General features: G+C 61.3%; 13 protein-coding genes. 12 read left to right on the forward strand and 1 reads right to left on the reverse strand.

The features are described from left to right. The 12 genes from waaC (at position 1) to QZR30_RS11325 (ending at position 12,970) form a co-directional block, all read left to right on the forward strand. Entirely contained in the window at positions 1-1,062 is a 1,062-nt protein-coding gene (gene waaC / locus QZR30_RS11270) for a lipopolysaccharide heptosyltransferase I (protein ID WP_056847128.1), read from the forward strand. Beyond that, on the forward strand, positions 1,062-2,186 hold the full coding sequence (locus tag QZR30_RS11275) for a glycosyltransferase family 4 protein (protein WP_056847127.1): 1,125 nt from the start codon (positions 1,062-1,064) through the stop codon (positions 2,184-2,186). The genes waaC and QZR30_RS11275 overlap by 1 nt, the downstream gene beginning before the upstream one ends. Then, a complete protein-coding gene (rfaP, locus tag QZR30_RS11280) occupies positions 2,183-2,989 on the forward strand; it encodes a lipopolysaccharide core heptose(I) kinase RfaP (protein WP_057023461.1) in 807 nt (268 codons plus the stop codon). The genes QZR30_RS11275 and rfaP overlap by 4 nt, the downstream gene beginning before the upstream one ends. Further along, on the forward strand, positions 2,989-3,723 hold the full coding sequence (locus QZR30_RS11285) for a lipopolysaccharide kinase InaA family protein (RefSeq protein WP_046070607.1): 735 nt from the start codon (positions 2,989-2,991) through the stop codon (positions 3,721-3,723). Before rfaP ends, QZR30_RS11285 begins: the two co-directional genes overlap by 1 nt. Next, positions 3,720-4,472, forward strand: coding sequence for a lipopolysaccharide kinase InaA family protein (locus QZR30_RS11290; protein ID WP_046070608.1), 753 nt, complete (start codon positions 3,720-3,722; stop codon positions 4,470-4,472). The genes QZR30_RS11285 and QZR30_RS11290 overlap by 4 nt, the downstream gene beginning before the upstream one ends. Then, a complete protein-coding gene (locus QZR30_RS11295; protein WP_311903315.1) occupies positions 4,472-5,932 on the forward strand; it encodes a lipopolysaccharide kinase InaA family protein in 1,461 nt (486 codons plus the stop codon). The genes QZR30_RS11290 and QZR30_RS11295 overlap by 1 nt, the downstream gene beginning before the upstream one ends. A gap of 386 nt (positions 5,933-6,318) precedes the next feature. After that, on the forward strand, positions 6,319-6,654 hold the full coding sequence (locus QZR30_RS11300) for a YceK/YidQ family lipoprotein (RefSeq protein ID WP_046070610.1): 336 nt from the start codon (positions 6,319-6,321) through the stop codon (positions 6,652-6,654). Positions 6,655-6,800: 146 nt separating this feature from the next. Next, positions 6,801-8,558, forward strand: coding sequence for a carbamoyltransferase family protein (locus tag QZR30_RS11305; RefSeq protein ID WP_056847122.1), 1,758 nt, complete (start codon positions 6,801-6,803; stop codon positions 8,556-8,558). Then, positions 8,559-9,455 carry a GNAT family N-acetyltransferase gene (locus QZR30_RS11310; RefSeq protein WP_311903316.1) on the forward strand — a complete coding sequence of 299 codons (897 nt, stop codon included), beginning with the start codon at positions 8,559-8,561 and terminating at the stop codon, positions 9,453-9,455. Next, the gene (locus QZR30_RS11315) at positions 9,452-10,858 is read left to right on the forward strand and encodes a PIG-L deacetylase family protein (RefSeq protein WP_068966033.1); all 1,407 of its coding nucleotides are present in this window, start codon (positions 9,452-9,454) and stop codon (positions 10,856-10,858) included. The genes QZR30_RS11310 and QZR30_RS11315 overlap by 4 nt, the downstream gene beginning before the upstream one ends. An 85-nt stretch (positions 10,859-10,943) precedes the next feature. Continuing rightward, positions 10,944-12,092, forward strand: a complete 1,149-nt coding sequence (locus QZR30_RS11320) for a glycosyltransferase family 4 protein (protein ID WP_046070614.1) — start codon at positions 10,944-10,946, stop codon at positions 12,090-12,092. Further along, positions 12,089-12,970 (forward strand): glycosyltransferase, encoded by an 882-nt coding sequence (locus tag QZR30_RS11325; protein WP_046070615.1) that lies wholly within the window; start codon positions 12,089-12,091, stop codon positions 12,968-12,970. The genes QZR30_RS11320 and QZR30_RS11325 overlap by 4 nt, the downstream gene beginning before the upstream one ends. Positions 12,971-13,090: 120 nt before the next feature. On the opposite strand, the gene QZR30_RS11330 is transcribed toward QZR30_RS11325, so the two are convergent. After that, positions 13,091-14,932: a bifunctional O-antigen ligase/aminoglycoside phosphotransferase family protein gene (locus QZR30_RS11330; RefSeq protein ID WP_059398357.1), complete on the reverse strand. Its 1,842-nt coding sequence runs from the start codon at positions 14,930-14,932 to the stop codon at positions 13,091-13,093. Positions 14,933-15,059 lie beyond the last annotated feature (127 nt).

Consider the following 15,059-nt stretch of genomic DNA (forward strand, 5'->3'; position numbering starts at 1 on the left):
TTGCGGGTACTGGTAGTCAAGACCTCATCCCTGGGCGATGTGATCCACGCCTTGCCGGCATTGACCGATGCAGCGCGGGCGATCCCCGGCATACGCTTTGATTGGGTGGTGGAAGAAGGCTTTGCCGAAATCCCTGCCTGGCACCCGGCGGTGGACCAGGTGATCCCGGTAGCGATCCGCCGCTGGCGCAAGAATCTCTGGCAAACCTTCAAGAGCGGCGAGTGGCGGCGCTTCAAGCAGCGTGTGCAGTCGACCAAATATGACTTGGTGATCGACGCCCAGGGTCTGCTGAAAAGCGCCTGGCTGACCCGTTATGTGCGGGCACCCGTGGCCGGGTTTGACAAGCACTCGGCCCGCGAACCGATAGCGGCACACTTCTACTCGCGGCGCCTGGCCGTGGCCCGTGGGCAACACGCGGTAGAGCGCCTGCGCCAGTTGTTCGCGGTGGCCTTGGGCTACGACCTGCCCAAAGGCCTTGGCGACTATGGCCTGAGCACCGAGAAGCTGCTTGGGCTGCCGCCAAAGAAGCCTTTTGTATTGCTGTTGCACGGCACCACCTGGGACACCAAGCACTGGCCCGAAGCCTACTGGCGCGAACTGGCCGAACGCATGGGCCGCCTGGGGGTGGACGTGAAGCTGCCCTGGGGCAACCCCGCCGAAAAGGCCCGGGCCGAACGCCTGGCCCAGGGCCTGCCCAACGCCGAAGTGCTGCCCAAGCTCAACCTGGCGGGGGTGGCCGGTGTATTGGCCAGCGCCCGGGCCTGTGTGGCCGTGGACACCGGGCTCGGCCACCTGGCTGCTGCATTGGATGTGCCGACCATTTCCCTGTTCGGTCCCACCAACCCTGGCCTGACCGGTGCCTATGGCAAGGGCCAGGTTCATCTGGCCAGCGATTGGCCGTGTGCGCCATGCCTGCAAAAAAACTGCACCTATCAACCAACGGCCGACGACCTGCGTCGGTTCGACATCCAGCGTGAGTCGCCCCTGTGTTTCACGCGCTTGAATCCTGAGCGTGTAGCAAGCCGGCTGAGCACGTTGTTACTGGCTGAGGAGCAGCACTGATGCAACTGGCTTTTGTTTTGTACAAGTACTTCCCCTTCGGTGGCTTGCAGCGCGACTTCATGCGCATCGCCCTGGAGTGCCAGCGGCGCGGCCACCAGATTCGTGTGTACACCTTGATCTGGGAGGGCGATATCCCGCCGGGCTTTGAGGTGCTGGTGGCACCGGTCAAGGCGCTGGTCAATCACCGTCGTAACGAAAAGCTGTATGCCTGGATCCAGGCTGACCTGGCCAAGCGCCCGGTGGACCGCGTGGTGGGATTCAACAAAATGCCCGGGCTGGATGTGTACTTCGCCGCCGACGGGGTGTTCGAGGACAAGGCGCAAAACCTGCGCAACCCCATGTACCGCTGGTTCGGGCGCTACAGGCACTTCGCCGAATACGAGCGTGCGGTATTCGACAAAAACGCCAAGACCCAGATCATGGTGTTGTCCGAGCATCAGCAGCAGCTCTTCACCCAGTATTACGGCACCCAGGCTGAGCGTTTCCACCTGCTGCCGCCTGGCATCGCGCGCGACCGGCGCGCCCCGCCGAACGCCGCCGAAATCCGCGCCGAGTTTCGCGGTGAATTTGGCCTGGCCGAGGATGACCTGTTGCTGGTGCAGATCGGCTCGGGCTTCAAGACCAAGGGCGTCGACCGCAGCCTCAAGGCCTTGGCCGCATTGCCTTCGAAGCTGAAGAAACGCACCCGGCTGTTTGTAATCGGCCAGGACGACCCCAAGGTATTCCAATTGCAGAGTGCAGCATTGGGACTTGGCGACCAGGTGCAGTTCTTCAAGGGCCGCAGTGATATTCCGCGCTTCCTGCTGGGTGCCGACTTGCTGATCCACCCTGCTTATAACGAGGCGGCCGGCATGGTGCTGGTCGAAGCGGTGGTCGCCGGCCTCCCGGTACTGGTGAGCCGGGTGTGTGGCTACGCGTTCTACATCGACAAGGCCCAGAGCGGTCGGGTGTTGGACGAGCCGTTCGAGCAAGCCCAGCTCAACCAGTACCTGGTGGATATGCTCGACGATCCACACGCACGCGCGACCTGGAGTCGCAATGGTCTGGCCTTCGCCGAGACGGCCGACCTCTATAGCATGCCGCAGTACGCTGCGGACCTGATTCTGGCGGAGCCAAACCGATGAAGTTGATTCTTGCCGAACCCTTCAAGACCCTCTGGGCCGGGCGCGATGCGTTCGCCGAGGTCGAGAAGCTGGACGGCCAGGTGTTCCGCGAGCTGGCCGCTCGCCGTACGTTGCGTACGGTGGTCGAAGGCCAGCCTTATTTTGTGAAGATCCACCGTGGCATCGGCTGGGGCGAAATCCTCAAGAACCTGATTACGGCCAAGTTGCCGGTATTGGGCGCGGGCCAGGAGTGGCTGGCGATCCAGCGCTTGCAGGAACTCGGCGTGCCGACCATGACCGCCGTGGCGTTTGGCGAAAAAGGCAGCAACCCGGCCGACCAGCATTCGTTTATCGTCACCCGGGAACTGACCCCGATTATCAGCCTGGAAGACTTGACCCTCGACTGGGTCAAGCAACCGCCCGTGCCAGCCATCAAGCATGCCTTGACCCTTGAGCTGGCGCGTACCGTCGGCGCGATGCACCGCGGCGGGGTCAATCATCGCGATTGCTACCTCTGCCATTTCCTGTTGCACACCGACCAGCCCATCAGCGTCGACAACCTCAAGCTGTCGGTGATCGACCTGCACCGCGCCCAGGTGCGTGCGACGATACCCATGCGTTGGCGTAATAAAGACCTGGCCGGCCTGTATTACTCCGCCCTGGAAATCGGCTTGACCCAGCGCGACAAACTGCGCTTCCTGAAGGCTTACTTCCAGCAGCCACTGCGCCAGATCCTGGCCGAGCAAACCGCGCTGTTGGCCGAATTGGAGCGCATGGCGGCAAAGCTCTATGCGCGTAAGCAGCGATACGGGGATGCGCTCTGATGGCGGGTTGGAACCTGGAACCTGCCTACGCCGCCCTGGCGGATGACTTTGGAAGCCTGGACGCGGTCTTCGCCCTGCAAGGCGAGCGGCTGACCCGCGACCCGCTGTCGGAAGTGATCCGGGTGGAGCGGGGTGGGGTCAATTATTACGTCAAGCGCTATGTGGGCGCCGGCAAAGGCTTACGCCGCTATTTGGGCCGGCCGCGGGTGAAATCCGAATGGCAGAACCTCAAGCGTTTCGCCAAATGGGGCATCCCTACGGCTGACGTAGTTGCCTGGGGCCTGGACCGCAAGGGCCTGGCCTACAACCGCGGCGCCATGATCACCCGTGAATTGCCCAGGACCGAAGACCTGTCGGTGTTGGCCGAGCGTAATGACGAACGCCTGAAGGACCCCCGTTGGGTAGATGGCATCAGCCGTCAGCTCGCCGAATACACGCGGACCATGCACGACCATCGCTTCACCCACAACGACTTGAAGTGGCGAAACCTGTTGGTGGACGACCAGCGCACCCTGTACCTGATCGACTGCCCCAACGGCGATTTCTGGCGCGGTTTCTGGCTCAAGTATCGCATCACCAAGGACCTGGCCTGCCTGGACAAAGTCGCCAAGTATCACTTGTCGGCCACCCAGCGCCTGCGCTTCTACCTGCAATATCGCCAACGTGCGCACCTGACGGCGTCGGACAAACAACGGATTCGCCACGTGGTGAAGTTTTTCGAGGGACGCGAATGAGTGACTTCCTGGCGGCCGAAGACCGCGCTTTGCTTGAGCGCAACGGCCTCGCGACGTTCGACGCCCTGTGGGCCAAGCAACTGGACGCGGTGGACGAGCCCAATACCAGCCAAGGCGGCTGGAGCAGCGTGTATCGCCTGGAACTTGAGGGTCAGGGTTACTACCTCAAGCGCCAGAGCAACTACCTGACCCGCACCTTGCACCGGCCGTTGGGCGAACCCAGTTTCGCCCGCGAGTTTCGTAACATCAGCCTGTATCGAAAGCTGGGGATCCCGGCGTTGCAGGCGGCTTTCTTCGGCGAGCGCAAGGTCGCAGGCGAACGCCGGGCGATGCTGCTTACCCGCGCCCTGGATGGTTGGAACGACCTGGATTCGTTGCTGGAACAATGGCCGCAATTGAGCGATACCCAGCAGCGCGCAATCCTGCTGGCGTGCGGCAAGCTGGCGCGGCACCTGCACGGCGTGGGTCAGGTGCACGGCTGTTTTTACCCCAAGCATATTTTCCTGCAGGCCACCGCGCAGGGTTACGCCGCGCAGTTGATCGACCTGGAGAAAACCCGCCCGCTGTTGTTCGGCTGGCGTGACCGGGTCAAGGACCTGGAACCGCTGCTGCGCCGCGCACCGCAATGGTCTGATGCGCAAGTGCGCCAACTGCTGGCGGCATACCTTGAACAGCCCGAGGACAGTGCCTTGGTATCCACTTGGCTCCAACGCTTGACCGCACGCCGCAGCCACAAGGAGAACCGCTGATGCGTCTATCCGAGCTGAAAAATGTCGGCCGTTCCCCCAGCCTGCCGTTGACTGTCGACTTGGCAGATGCCGCAGGCCCGGGGCAGTTGCAACTGCTGAGCCTATTGCGGGTGTTGCCGGGGCAGCGCTACGTGGGCGCGGCGGTTTGGCGCGGTCGCCCGGTGTTGGCCAAGCTGCTGGTGGGCAGCAAGGCGGCGCGGCATTTTCAGCGTGAGCTCAAGGGTGTGCGCTTGTTGGCCGAGCAAGGCCTGACCACGCCGTTGTTGCTGGCCGATGGCTTGCAGGAAGGCGAGGGCGGCTGGCTGCTGTTTGAATTTATCGAGGGCGCCCAAAGCCTGGCCGACGCCTGGCTCGCCGTCGAGAGCCTGCCGCCGTTGGCGGACGAACAAACCGCGGTGCTCGCCGAAGCGCTGGGCGCGATTGCCCAGATGCACGCCAAAGGCCTATGGCAGGAAGACCTGCACTTGGACAATCTGCTGCGCCAGGACGGCAAGCTGTATTTGATCGATGGCGCCGGTATTCGTGTCGAAGAGCCGGGCAAGCCGCTGTCGCGCAATCGTGTGCTGGAAAACCTCGGGGTGTTTTTTGCCCAGTTGCCGAAAAACCTCGAACCCTATACCGAAGAATTGCTGGTGTATTACCTGCTCGGCAATGGCGAGCATGCCTTGCCCCTGGAAGCCCTGGAAAAGCAGGTACGCAAAGTCAGCGCCTGGCGTTTGAAAGATTTCCTCGACAAGACCGGTCGCGAGTGCACGCTGTTCAGCGTGGTACGTGGCGCTTTTGCCCTGCGTGCGATCCGACGCGAAGAAGAGGCAGCCATGCTGCCGGTGCTGGAACAGGCGGATGCGTTGCTCGATCAGGGCCACCTGTATAAGACCGGCGGCGCGGCCAGCGTGGGCAAGGTCGAGGTGGCCGGTCGACCGCTGGTGATCAAGCGCTACAACATCAAGGGCTTTGCCCACTGGCTCAAGCGCTTCTGGCGCCCGAGCCGCGCCTGGCATTCCTGGCGCGAAGGCAACCGCCTGGCGTTCCTCGGTATTGCCACGCCCAAGCCGCTGGCGGTATTGGAGAAGCGCTTTTTATGGTTGCGCAGTGGTGCCTACCTGATCACGGAGTTCCTGCCTGGGCCGGACATCATCGAGCGCTTCGCGCCCTATGTCGAAGGCGGGGATGCGCCTGAAAACGAGCTGCTGGCGCTGGACCATCTGTTTGCCGAGCTGATTCGCGAGCGCATCAGCCACGGCGACTTCAAGGGGCATAACCTGTTTTGGAGTAACGGCCGCTGGGCGATGATCGACTTGGACGCGATGTGTCAGCACAGCTCCATCGCCAGCTTCGCTGCGGCCTATGCCAAGGATCGTGCGCGGTTTATGCGCAATTGGCCGCAGGGCAGCGCGTTGTATCAAGTGATTGATCAGCGTTTGCCTAAAGAGACGGATGTTTTGGCGGGCCTGGTTTAAGAGCACGCTTGAAGTCCAAATGTGGGAGGGGGCTTGCCCCCGATGCGGGGCGTCAGTGAATGTTTCTGTAACTGATCCACCGCTATCGGGAGCAAGCCCCCTCCCACATTAGAATTGATATTCAGCCCCACCCCCCGCGTACCACGATCGCCCCGCCGGCGTTGCTGACATACCGGCAGGTCGAGCGTCGGGCTGGCGCTGCGCGAGCCGGTGATCACGCTGGGGTCGAGGGTCAGCGTTGCGTCGCCGGCCAGGGCTGTGGTGCACGAGCCCAGTGCAAGCAGGGCGGCGGGATCGGACGGTTCCTACACAAAATTGCGCCCAGCAGAGCCTGTGGATAACGGTTCGGAGTGTTAGCTTTCAGCCCCTCAACTGGAGAAGCAAGCATGAAGACTGGAATGGCGAGGCGGTGGGCGCTGGTAGGCAGCCTGTTGCTGCTGGCCGGCTGCGGGACCGTGACAACATTGTTACGTGACGATGGTGTCGCAATCCGGGAGCTCAAGGCGAAAAAAACCTACTGCCAGTCCGTTCCACGTGTCTACAGTGGCGTGGCTTATGACTTGTGCGTATTGCATGCACCGCCCAATTCCGCAGGTGGCCTCGCGCTGGACGGTATTCCCTGGGCCTTTATCGATGTGCCGATCTCTGCCGTGCTGGACACCCTTGCCTTGCCTTACACCCTCTACCGACAAAACGCCGACGGTAGCCTCGAACTGCGGTAGCCCAGCGAGCCTGGCGCGTGCCGCTAACAGCTTCCCCCTGCTTTTAAGCTATAATCCCGCCCTTTAGCTGTTTCTCGCCCAGGCGAGAGGCACACTTTTTTCAGGCGCGACCCGCCTGCATGCAGACTAAAAGAGGCTAGACCCCTGTGGCATTGACGATTCTTGGCCTGTCCGGCGCCCTTAGCCATGATCCTTCCGCAGCCCTGTATATCGACGGCAAGCTGATTGCGGCCGCCGAAGAAGAGCGCTTCGTACGCGACAAACATGCAAAGAACCGCATGCCTTACGAGTCGGCGAAGTTCTGCCTGGAACAGGCCGGCATCAAGCCTTCCGACGTTGACGTGGTGGCGATCCCGTTCGCCCCGATCAGCCTGTTCGGCGAGGCGCGCTGGCACTACGCCAAGCGTTACTGGTATGCCCCGGACCGTGCCCTCGACGCGATCCTGATGGGCAACCGTCGCTACAAGCGCTATCGCAACAAGATCGTCTGGTGCCTGGAGCAATTGGGTTTCGACCCGAAGAAAATCAAGATCGAACCGGTTGAACACCACCTGGCCCACGCTTCCAGTGCCTACCACTGCTCGGGCTTCCAGGAAAAAACCGCGATCCTCGGCATCGACGGCAAGGGTGAATACGCCACTACCTTCTTCGGCTACGGCGAAAACGGCAAGATCCACAAGATCAAGGAATTCTACGACCCGGACTCCCTCGGCGGCCTGTACGGCGCGATCACCGAGTTCCTCGGTTTCGAGATGCTCGACGGTGAGTTCAAGGTCATGGGAATGGCGCCCTATGGCGACGCCAGCAAGTACGATTTCTCGCGCCTGGCCTCGTTTGAAAACGGCGAGCTGGTGATCAACACCGACTACGCCAACGTCATTGGCCTGCGTCGTTATAAAGAGAAGGGCAAGGGTTTCTACTTTTCGCCAAAACTGATCGAGTGGCTGGGGCCCAAGCGCGAAGGCGATATCGCCGACGAGCCTTACATCCACTACGCGGCCAGCATGCAGGCGCTGTTCGAAAAGCTGGCCCTGCAGATGATCGATTACTACCTGGGTGACATCCTCAAGGACACCGGCAAACTGGCCTTCGCCGGTGGCTGTGCGCTGAACGTCAAGCTCAACCAGAAGATCATCGCCCGTGACGACGTGAAAGAGCTGTTCGTACAGCCCGCTTCCGGCGATGCCGGTACAGCAGTCGGTGCGGCGGCCTACGTTTCTCACGCCCGTGGTGTACCGGTTGAGAAGATGGAACACGTCTACCTCGGCCCGTCCTACAGCAACGAAGATGTAATTGCCGCCTGCGCCAAGCACGCGAGCAAGCCGAACTGGCGCAAGATCGAGAACATGCCGCAGCGCATCGCCAGGATCATGGTCGACGGCAACCCCGTGGCCTGGTTCCAGGGGCGCATGGAGTTCGGCCCGCGTGCCCTGGGTGGTCGTTCGATCATCGGTTGCCCGAGCGCCACCGGCGTGGCTGACCGCATCAACCACCAGATCAAGTTCCGCGAGCGCTGGAGGCCCTTCTGCCCGTCGATGCTCGACACCGTGGCCCCGCAGATGATCAAGGTCGATCACCCGGCGCCGTTCATGACCTTCACCTTTGAAGTCGCCGAAGAGTGGAAGACCCGCGTGCCGGAAGTGGTGCATGAAGATGGCACGTCCCGCGCCCAGGTACTCAAGCGCGAATACAACCCGCGCTACTACGACATGATGAAAGAGCTGGAAGTGCTGACCGGTAATGGTGTGTCGCTGAACACCTCGCTCAACCGTCGTGGCGAAGCGATGATCTGCTCGCCGACCGACGCGCTGAACATGTTCTTCGGCTCCGACCTGCAGTACCTGATCATGGAAGACATCCTCGTGGTCAAGGACGGCGTGGACCCTTATGACGCCGTGGTTTAAATGCTGAACCGCTTCCAGGGCTGGCGTGAACGTGGCTGGGCGCCTGTCGAGGCCGAGGTTTACGCCCAGGCCTGGCAGCGTTATGGCGGCAGCGTGGCGACTCATCCACAGGTGATCGAACGGATGGCCGGGCTGGCGCAGATCCCGGTGCGATACCTGGGTTGGGAGCAAGGCGGTGAACTCAAGGGGGCGATAGCCACCTGGGGGCGCGACCTGGCCCTGTCCAAGGAGGTGCTCAAGCGCAGCGGCAAGAAAGGCCTCTTTGACCTGGGCAATGCCGAGATCATCTTGCCGATTGCCGCCGATGCGCAGGTGCCGTTGCGGCATCGTGCGCGCTACCTGTCGGCGCTGAACGAGGGGCGCGTCAGCACCCTCAAGCCCCAGGCCGAGCAATTGGCCATGGCGCGCACGCCCGAAGAACTGTCGAAGAAGTTTCGCTACAACCAGCGGCGTGAATTGCGTTTGCTGGAGGAAGCGGGCGGCGTAGCGCGGGCGGTCAGTGAGTTTTCCAGCGTGGAGCTGGCGGCGATTTATTGCGACCTGTTCCAGCGTCGCTGGGGCTTTCCCGCAGCAGGCGCGGCGCGCCTGGCCGAGGTGCTGGAGCTGCTCAAGGAGTTCCTGTTCGGCTCAGTACTGTTTCTCAATGACGCCGCGATTGCGGTGCAGTTGGTGTATCAGGTGCAGTCAAATGAGTGGTTCAGTGCCGAGTACGTCAACGGTGGCGTCGACCCGGAAAACCGCGCATTCAGCCCCGGCAGCGTGCTGAGTTTCCTCAATACCCAAAGCGCGTGGGAACAGGCGCGGGCGGCGAACAAGTCGCTGCGTTTTTCCTTCGGGCGTTCCGACCGTGAGTATAAGGAGCGCTGGTGCAACCCGGTGCCGGTGTTCAGCGTATGAGTCGCAAGCAGCAACTGCTCAAGCGCCATCGGCGCAACAAGCGCATCGCGCTGTTGATCGGCTTGCTGGTGTTGGTGGCAGCCGGCGTCCTGGTGGCTTGGTGGTTGCCGCTGCTGCTGGCGGTGCTGCTGTGGGCGGCCCATGAAGCCTGGTTTGCCGATCACCTGTTTTACTCGCCCAAAGACAGCTACGGCTATGCGTTCCCGGCCCGCAATGAACAGCCCGGCCTGCGCCTGGAGGCGGGGCGGCTGCTGTTGGACACGCCTCTGGCTGGCGATGAAACCCTGATCGTGGCTGTCGAATTGAAAAGCGCCTGGCTTGGGCGGTTCCTCGACCCTGCGGTGGACGTCTTGGGCCTGGAGGTGCCGGATCGGCAAGTCTTCGAACGCGGCGTCGCCGGACGGCGTTACCTGAACCTGACCGGCGCCGCCGAAGCCTTGGCGGCGGGCAATGTCAGGCTGCGCGGGCGTTTCTGCCGGATCAAGGGCCAGCCGACACTCTGGCGTTTTCGCCAACCGGACTATCGCCAGCAACGGGTGATGGTTATCGCGCCCCACGCCGACGATGCCGAGCTGGCGGCGTTCAGCCTTTACAGCCAGGCGCCCGAAAGCTGGATCGTGACCCTGACCGCCGGTGAAATTGAAGCCGAACATTACCAGCAAATGGGGCTGCCCAAGGCTGAAGCCGCTCGCCTCAAGGGCCGCCTGCGTGCCTGGGACAGCGTCGCCGTGCCGCGCTGGGCTGGCGTTCCCGAGACGCAGTGTGTGCAACTGGGCTACTTCTGCATGCAGTTGCAGGCCATGCAGGCTGCGCCGGATCAACCTATGGCGTCCCGCGAAGCCGACTTAAGCGATACGCGGTTGTTTCGCCAGTTCAACGGCTTTGCGCTACCGGGGGATGTGGACGGCGCACCGACCTGGCATAACCTGATTGCCGACCTGCGGGCGCTTTTGCTCAAGGCGCGGCCACAGGTAATCGTGTTGCCCACTCCATTGCTCGACCCCCACGCGGACCACATCTGCGCCCATGCGGCGATCCTTGAAGCCTTGCAAGGCCTGGAGTGGCAGCCCGACACATTGCTCGGCTACGCCAATCACCTGCATGATAATGACCGTTGGCCCATGGGTGATTCCGGGGCCGGGGTGGCGCTGCCGCCGCGTTTCGATACCACGATAGAGATGGTGCCTTGCAGCTTTGCGCTCGGCTTGAGCCAGCAGCAGGACAAGGCCATGGCCTTGGGCATGATGCATGACCTGCAGCCGCCCGCGCCGTTCAAGCGCCGGATGCGCAGGTGGTTGCAGCAACTGCTGGCGGGCCGCAAGCCGTCGCCCTACGGCGAAAACGAATTCTTCCGCAAGGCCGTGCGCCGTCACGAGTTGTTGTGGGTCCTGAAGCAGGACTGAAAGCCTATTGAAGGCAGGTCGGTATTCGCCTGTCGCCTTTTTTACCGGGCTGCGTGCCCGTAGCCAGATCGCTGCATGGAGAGTTATGAAGCCGCGTTTCAAGGTTTTGCAGTTACAGCCGGACTACAACGTCAAGACCAATGATTTCGCCGACCTGGGTGAGCAAATCGTCAAGTCCTTGCCGGCTGAGCGTTTCGAGGTGACATCCGGATTTCTCAGCGGCCGCCCGCTGCCCGGCCAGCCCCTGAGCGTGGCTGAACACTCCCATTATTTCGAGCTGCCGGAGAAGTCCCTCAAGGGCATTCGCTTCGGTGCCATGTGGCAGATCTACAAGTATTGCCGCGAGCAGAAATTCGATGTGGTCATCTGTAACCGCTTCAAGTCGGTAAACATGATGCTCTCGCTCAATCGCTGGCTGAAAATTCCGCTGTGCATCGGCATCTCCCACGGTTTCGGCGAGTACGCCCGTGGTTACCGTCGACGCCAGACCCAGCGCTGGGTCAGTCCGGCATGGCGGTTTGTCGGGGTGTCGGAGGCGGTGAAGGACTACCTGGTGAACCTCAACTGCGGCTTTACCCGCGACAACACCACCTATGTCACCAACGCCATCGACATTCCCCAGGCCGAAGCCTTGCAGTTGACCCGCGAGGACGCCCGCAAGGCCCTGGGCCTGCCAATGGACGCACGGATGATCGGCGCCCTGGGCCGCCTGGTACCGATCAAGGGCCACACCCATCTGCTGCAGGCCTTTGCCACCCTCAAGGACAAGTATCCTGAGGCGCAGGTAGGCATCATCGGCTCCGGTCGCGCCGAAGCCGACTTGCGTGCCGACATCGAGCGCCTGGGCCTGACTGGTCGCGCGCACTTGCTGGGCTTTCGCGAAGACGGCATGAAGTACGTGCGCGGCTTCGATATCTGGACCATGCCGTCGTTGTTCGAGGGCCTGGGGCTGGCGCTTCTGGAAGGCATGAGCGGCCATCTGCCGGTGATTGCCTCCAATGGCCCGGCGATGCTGCCGCTGGTGCAAGGCGCGGGTGGCCTGTCCCATGACCCGGGTAACGTTGAGCAACTGGCCGCGGCCCTGGATACCTACCTGGCGTTGAGCGATGAACAATTGCGCGCCAAGGGTGAAGAAGTGTTCCGCTACCTGCAGGCCAATCACACCCTTGACGAGTTCAAGCACAAGTACCTGACCCTGATTGAAACCGGTTTGCGTGAAGTAGGTAGAGCATGAATCAGCCACAACCCCTGGTCTCGGTGATTATCGCCTCCTATAACCACGGCCAGTACATCGAACAGAGCATCCTCAGCGTATTGGGGCAGACTTACCCCAATATCGAATTGCTGGTGGTGGATGATGGCTCCAAGGATGATAGCGTCGAACGTATCCTGCGCTTGCAGGCCGAGCACGGCTTTGATTTCCAGGTGCAACAGAACCAAGGCCTCAGCGCCACCCTGAATGGTGCGATCGCGCGCGCCAAGGGCAGCCTGATCGCACCGTTTGGCTCGGATGACATCATGCTGCCTGACCGTATAGCCACCCAGGTGGCGTATATGGATGGCAAGCCGAAGGTGGGAATGTGTGCCGGCAACATCGAGCTAATCGATGGTGATGGCAACCTGCATCCGGAGAAAAAACAACGTCGTGACCTGCCGTTTCGCAGCCTCGACTTCGACGATATTTTCATGGACCGCAAGCCGTTCCCACCGGCGCCGACCATGCTGATTCGTCGGGAAGTGCTGGAGCAAGTCGGTGGCTTCGACCCGCAGATTCCCCTGGAGGACCTGCTGATCCAGTTGAAGATCACGGCAGCGGGCTACACCATCGACGCCCTTGGCGTGGTGATGGCCAAGTATCGCCAGCACGCGAGCAACACGTACAAGAACCATCGCTACATGATCCAGAATATTCTCAAGACCTATGCCAAGTTCAGCGACCATCCTGCTTATGATGCGGTTCGCTATAACTTCCTGAACTCTATGTTCCTCAAGACCGCCGACCGCGACCGCCCACTGGCGCGGGAGATTCTCAAGCAGATCCCGTTGAAGTTCTGGGGGCGCAAGACGTTGCGCGGTTTGGTGCGTTTGTATCTGGCGCCGCTCAAGAACTGAAACGGCGCCTCACCCTGTAGGAGCGAGCTTGCTCGCGAAAAAACGGAGAACACCGCGGGCAACTTGAATGCCCGCGTCATTGTTCACGATTTTCGCGAGCAAGCTCGCTCCTACAGATGTTTAAAGGCTCTGGACCTGCTCGCGGATTTTCGCAGTGGCGGCTGGGCTTGCCACCGAGGCGTACCCTTTGACCAGTTGCTCGAAGTGCGTTTCGAACAGCCAGTTACGGTCCTGCGGATAACGCTGCATATGGCGCAGGTTACGCTGGCGCAGCGCGTAGCGCAGTGAGGACGGGTAGATGCGCAGGTCGGCCACGTCGATCAGGCCGAACTCACCGTCGTCCATCAACAGCACGTTACCCAGGTGCAGCGAGCGGAAGTACACGCCACGCTCGTGCAGTTGCGCCATGAACCGGCCAAAACGCTCCACCAGCGATTCGCGCAAGCTGCTGTCCAGGCTTTGCAAGGCCTGGCGCAGGGTGAGGCCGGGCAATGGCGTATAGGTCACGGCGCTGCTGGCATCGCTCAGGCGATAGAGCCCCAGGATTTCCGGCGTGGGGATGCCCAGGGTGCGCAACTGCTCGCTGTTGCTGGCAAAACGCTCCGAATACGGGTTGAAGCTGCCGGAGGTGTACCAGCGGCGTGGGCGGAATATCTTTAGGAAGCTGCCGTCTTCCAGGCGTAGAACTTTAGGTCCCAGGCCATCGGCTTCAATGACATGGGCATTGCTGCACATCTGCTCGAAGGCTGCGGTCTTCAGGTTTTGCACCGGCATACGCAACAGGCTGCGATGGCGCTGGGCGATGCTCAGACCGGTGATAATCGCCAGGGGAATCCACAGCAGGAACCAGTGTTCCTTGGGTCGCGAAAGAATGCCGCCGCCTTCGGTCAGGCCGGCGCCGATGCCATAAGCCAGCAGCGACGAGGCCAGGATGAACAGCGGCTGCGCGCGTTCCTTGAGGCTCTTGTACAGGGCCCAACCGAGCATGCATATCCAAGGGATAAAGCCGATGACGCCGACATAATAGAGCACGCCTAAGGCAAAGCTGTGGGGTTCGCGCAGCTCGTAGCCACTAGCCAATGTCAGATACAGCTCGGAGTCGTAGCTATGACCGATCCAGGGGTGTTCGGCGATAAGCTGCAGCGACATGCTCCATAGTTCAAGGCGGAACGAGCTGCCACGCATGATGATTGATTCAGGGTAGAAAAGTATGAGTGTGGCAACGCCCGAGGCCGCGCCGGCGATAAGCAGTATCGAACGGCGGTTACGACTGACAAAGCTCATCCACAGGATAGCCAGCCCCAACGCCACTAGAGGCGTGCGTGAGCCGGTCGCCAGCACGGCCATGGTCATGATCGCCAAGGCCGGTACGCTGAACCACAACACCTTCATGCGCTGGGTCGTCATGCAGACGTACAGCCAGTACACAGTGAAAAAACCAAAAAGGTGGGAGCTGAGCAAAGGGTTATCGAGGGCGCCAAGGCCGCCGATCATGCGCATGCCTGGTTGAAAGCCTTTGGCGAACGCCACCAGGTTGCCCAGGCTGACCGCCAGCGCAATGACAGCGGCGCTGAAGAAGATCGGCTTGAACAATTCATTGCGATAATGCAGCAACAGCCCGCACCCGCCAAACAGCATGAAAGTGTTCAGCGGTCGCTTGAACAGGTCGGTGTCGGTGCTGTGTTCCGGGCTCCAGAGCAGGCTGGTCAGCGCCCAGGCGGAAAATGCCAGGAAGGCGATCGCCAGCGGCTCGCGCAACAGATCCTTGAATTCCCTGGGGCGCATGCACAACAGAAACAAAGTCGGTACGCTGAACAGGATGTAGAAAATCCGGTGCAGTACATTACGATTGCCGACAAAGAACAGTGCACTCAGGAGCAGCAATAAGCCAACAGGCAAAATCCATAGGACCAGGAAGTCGAAAACGCGATTTGAGCCATAGTTAAGGCGCTTGGAGTGCATACAGTAGAGCCATTCCAGAAAGAGAAAGCCAACCATCTTAAGCTAGTGGCCATGTAATGTCGCCGGTCGGATCCAACCGGGCCGCGGGTTACACCGGGTGCAAGTACAACAGAGAAGCTGTGCTAAA

The sequence above is a fragment of the Pseudomonas sp. rhizo25 genome (assembly GCF_031931935.1).
In the GTDB taxonomy this organism is placed as follows: Bacteria; Pseudomonadota; Gammaproteobacteria; order Pseudomonadales; family Pseudomonadaceae; genus Aquipseudomonas; species Aquipseudomonas synxantha.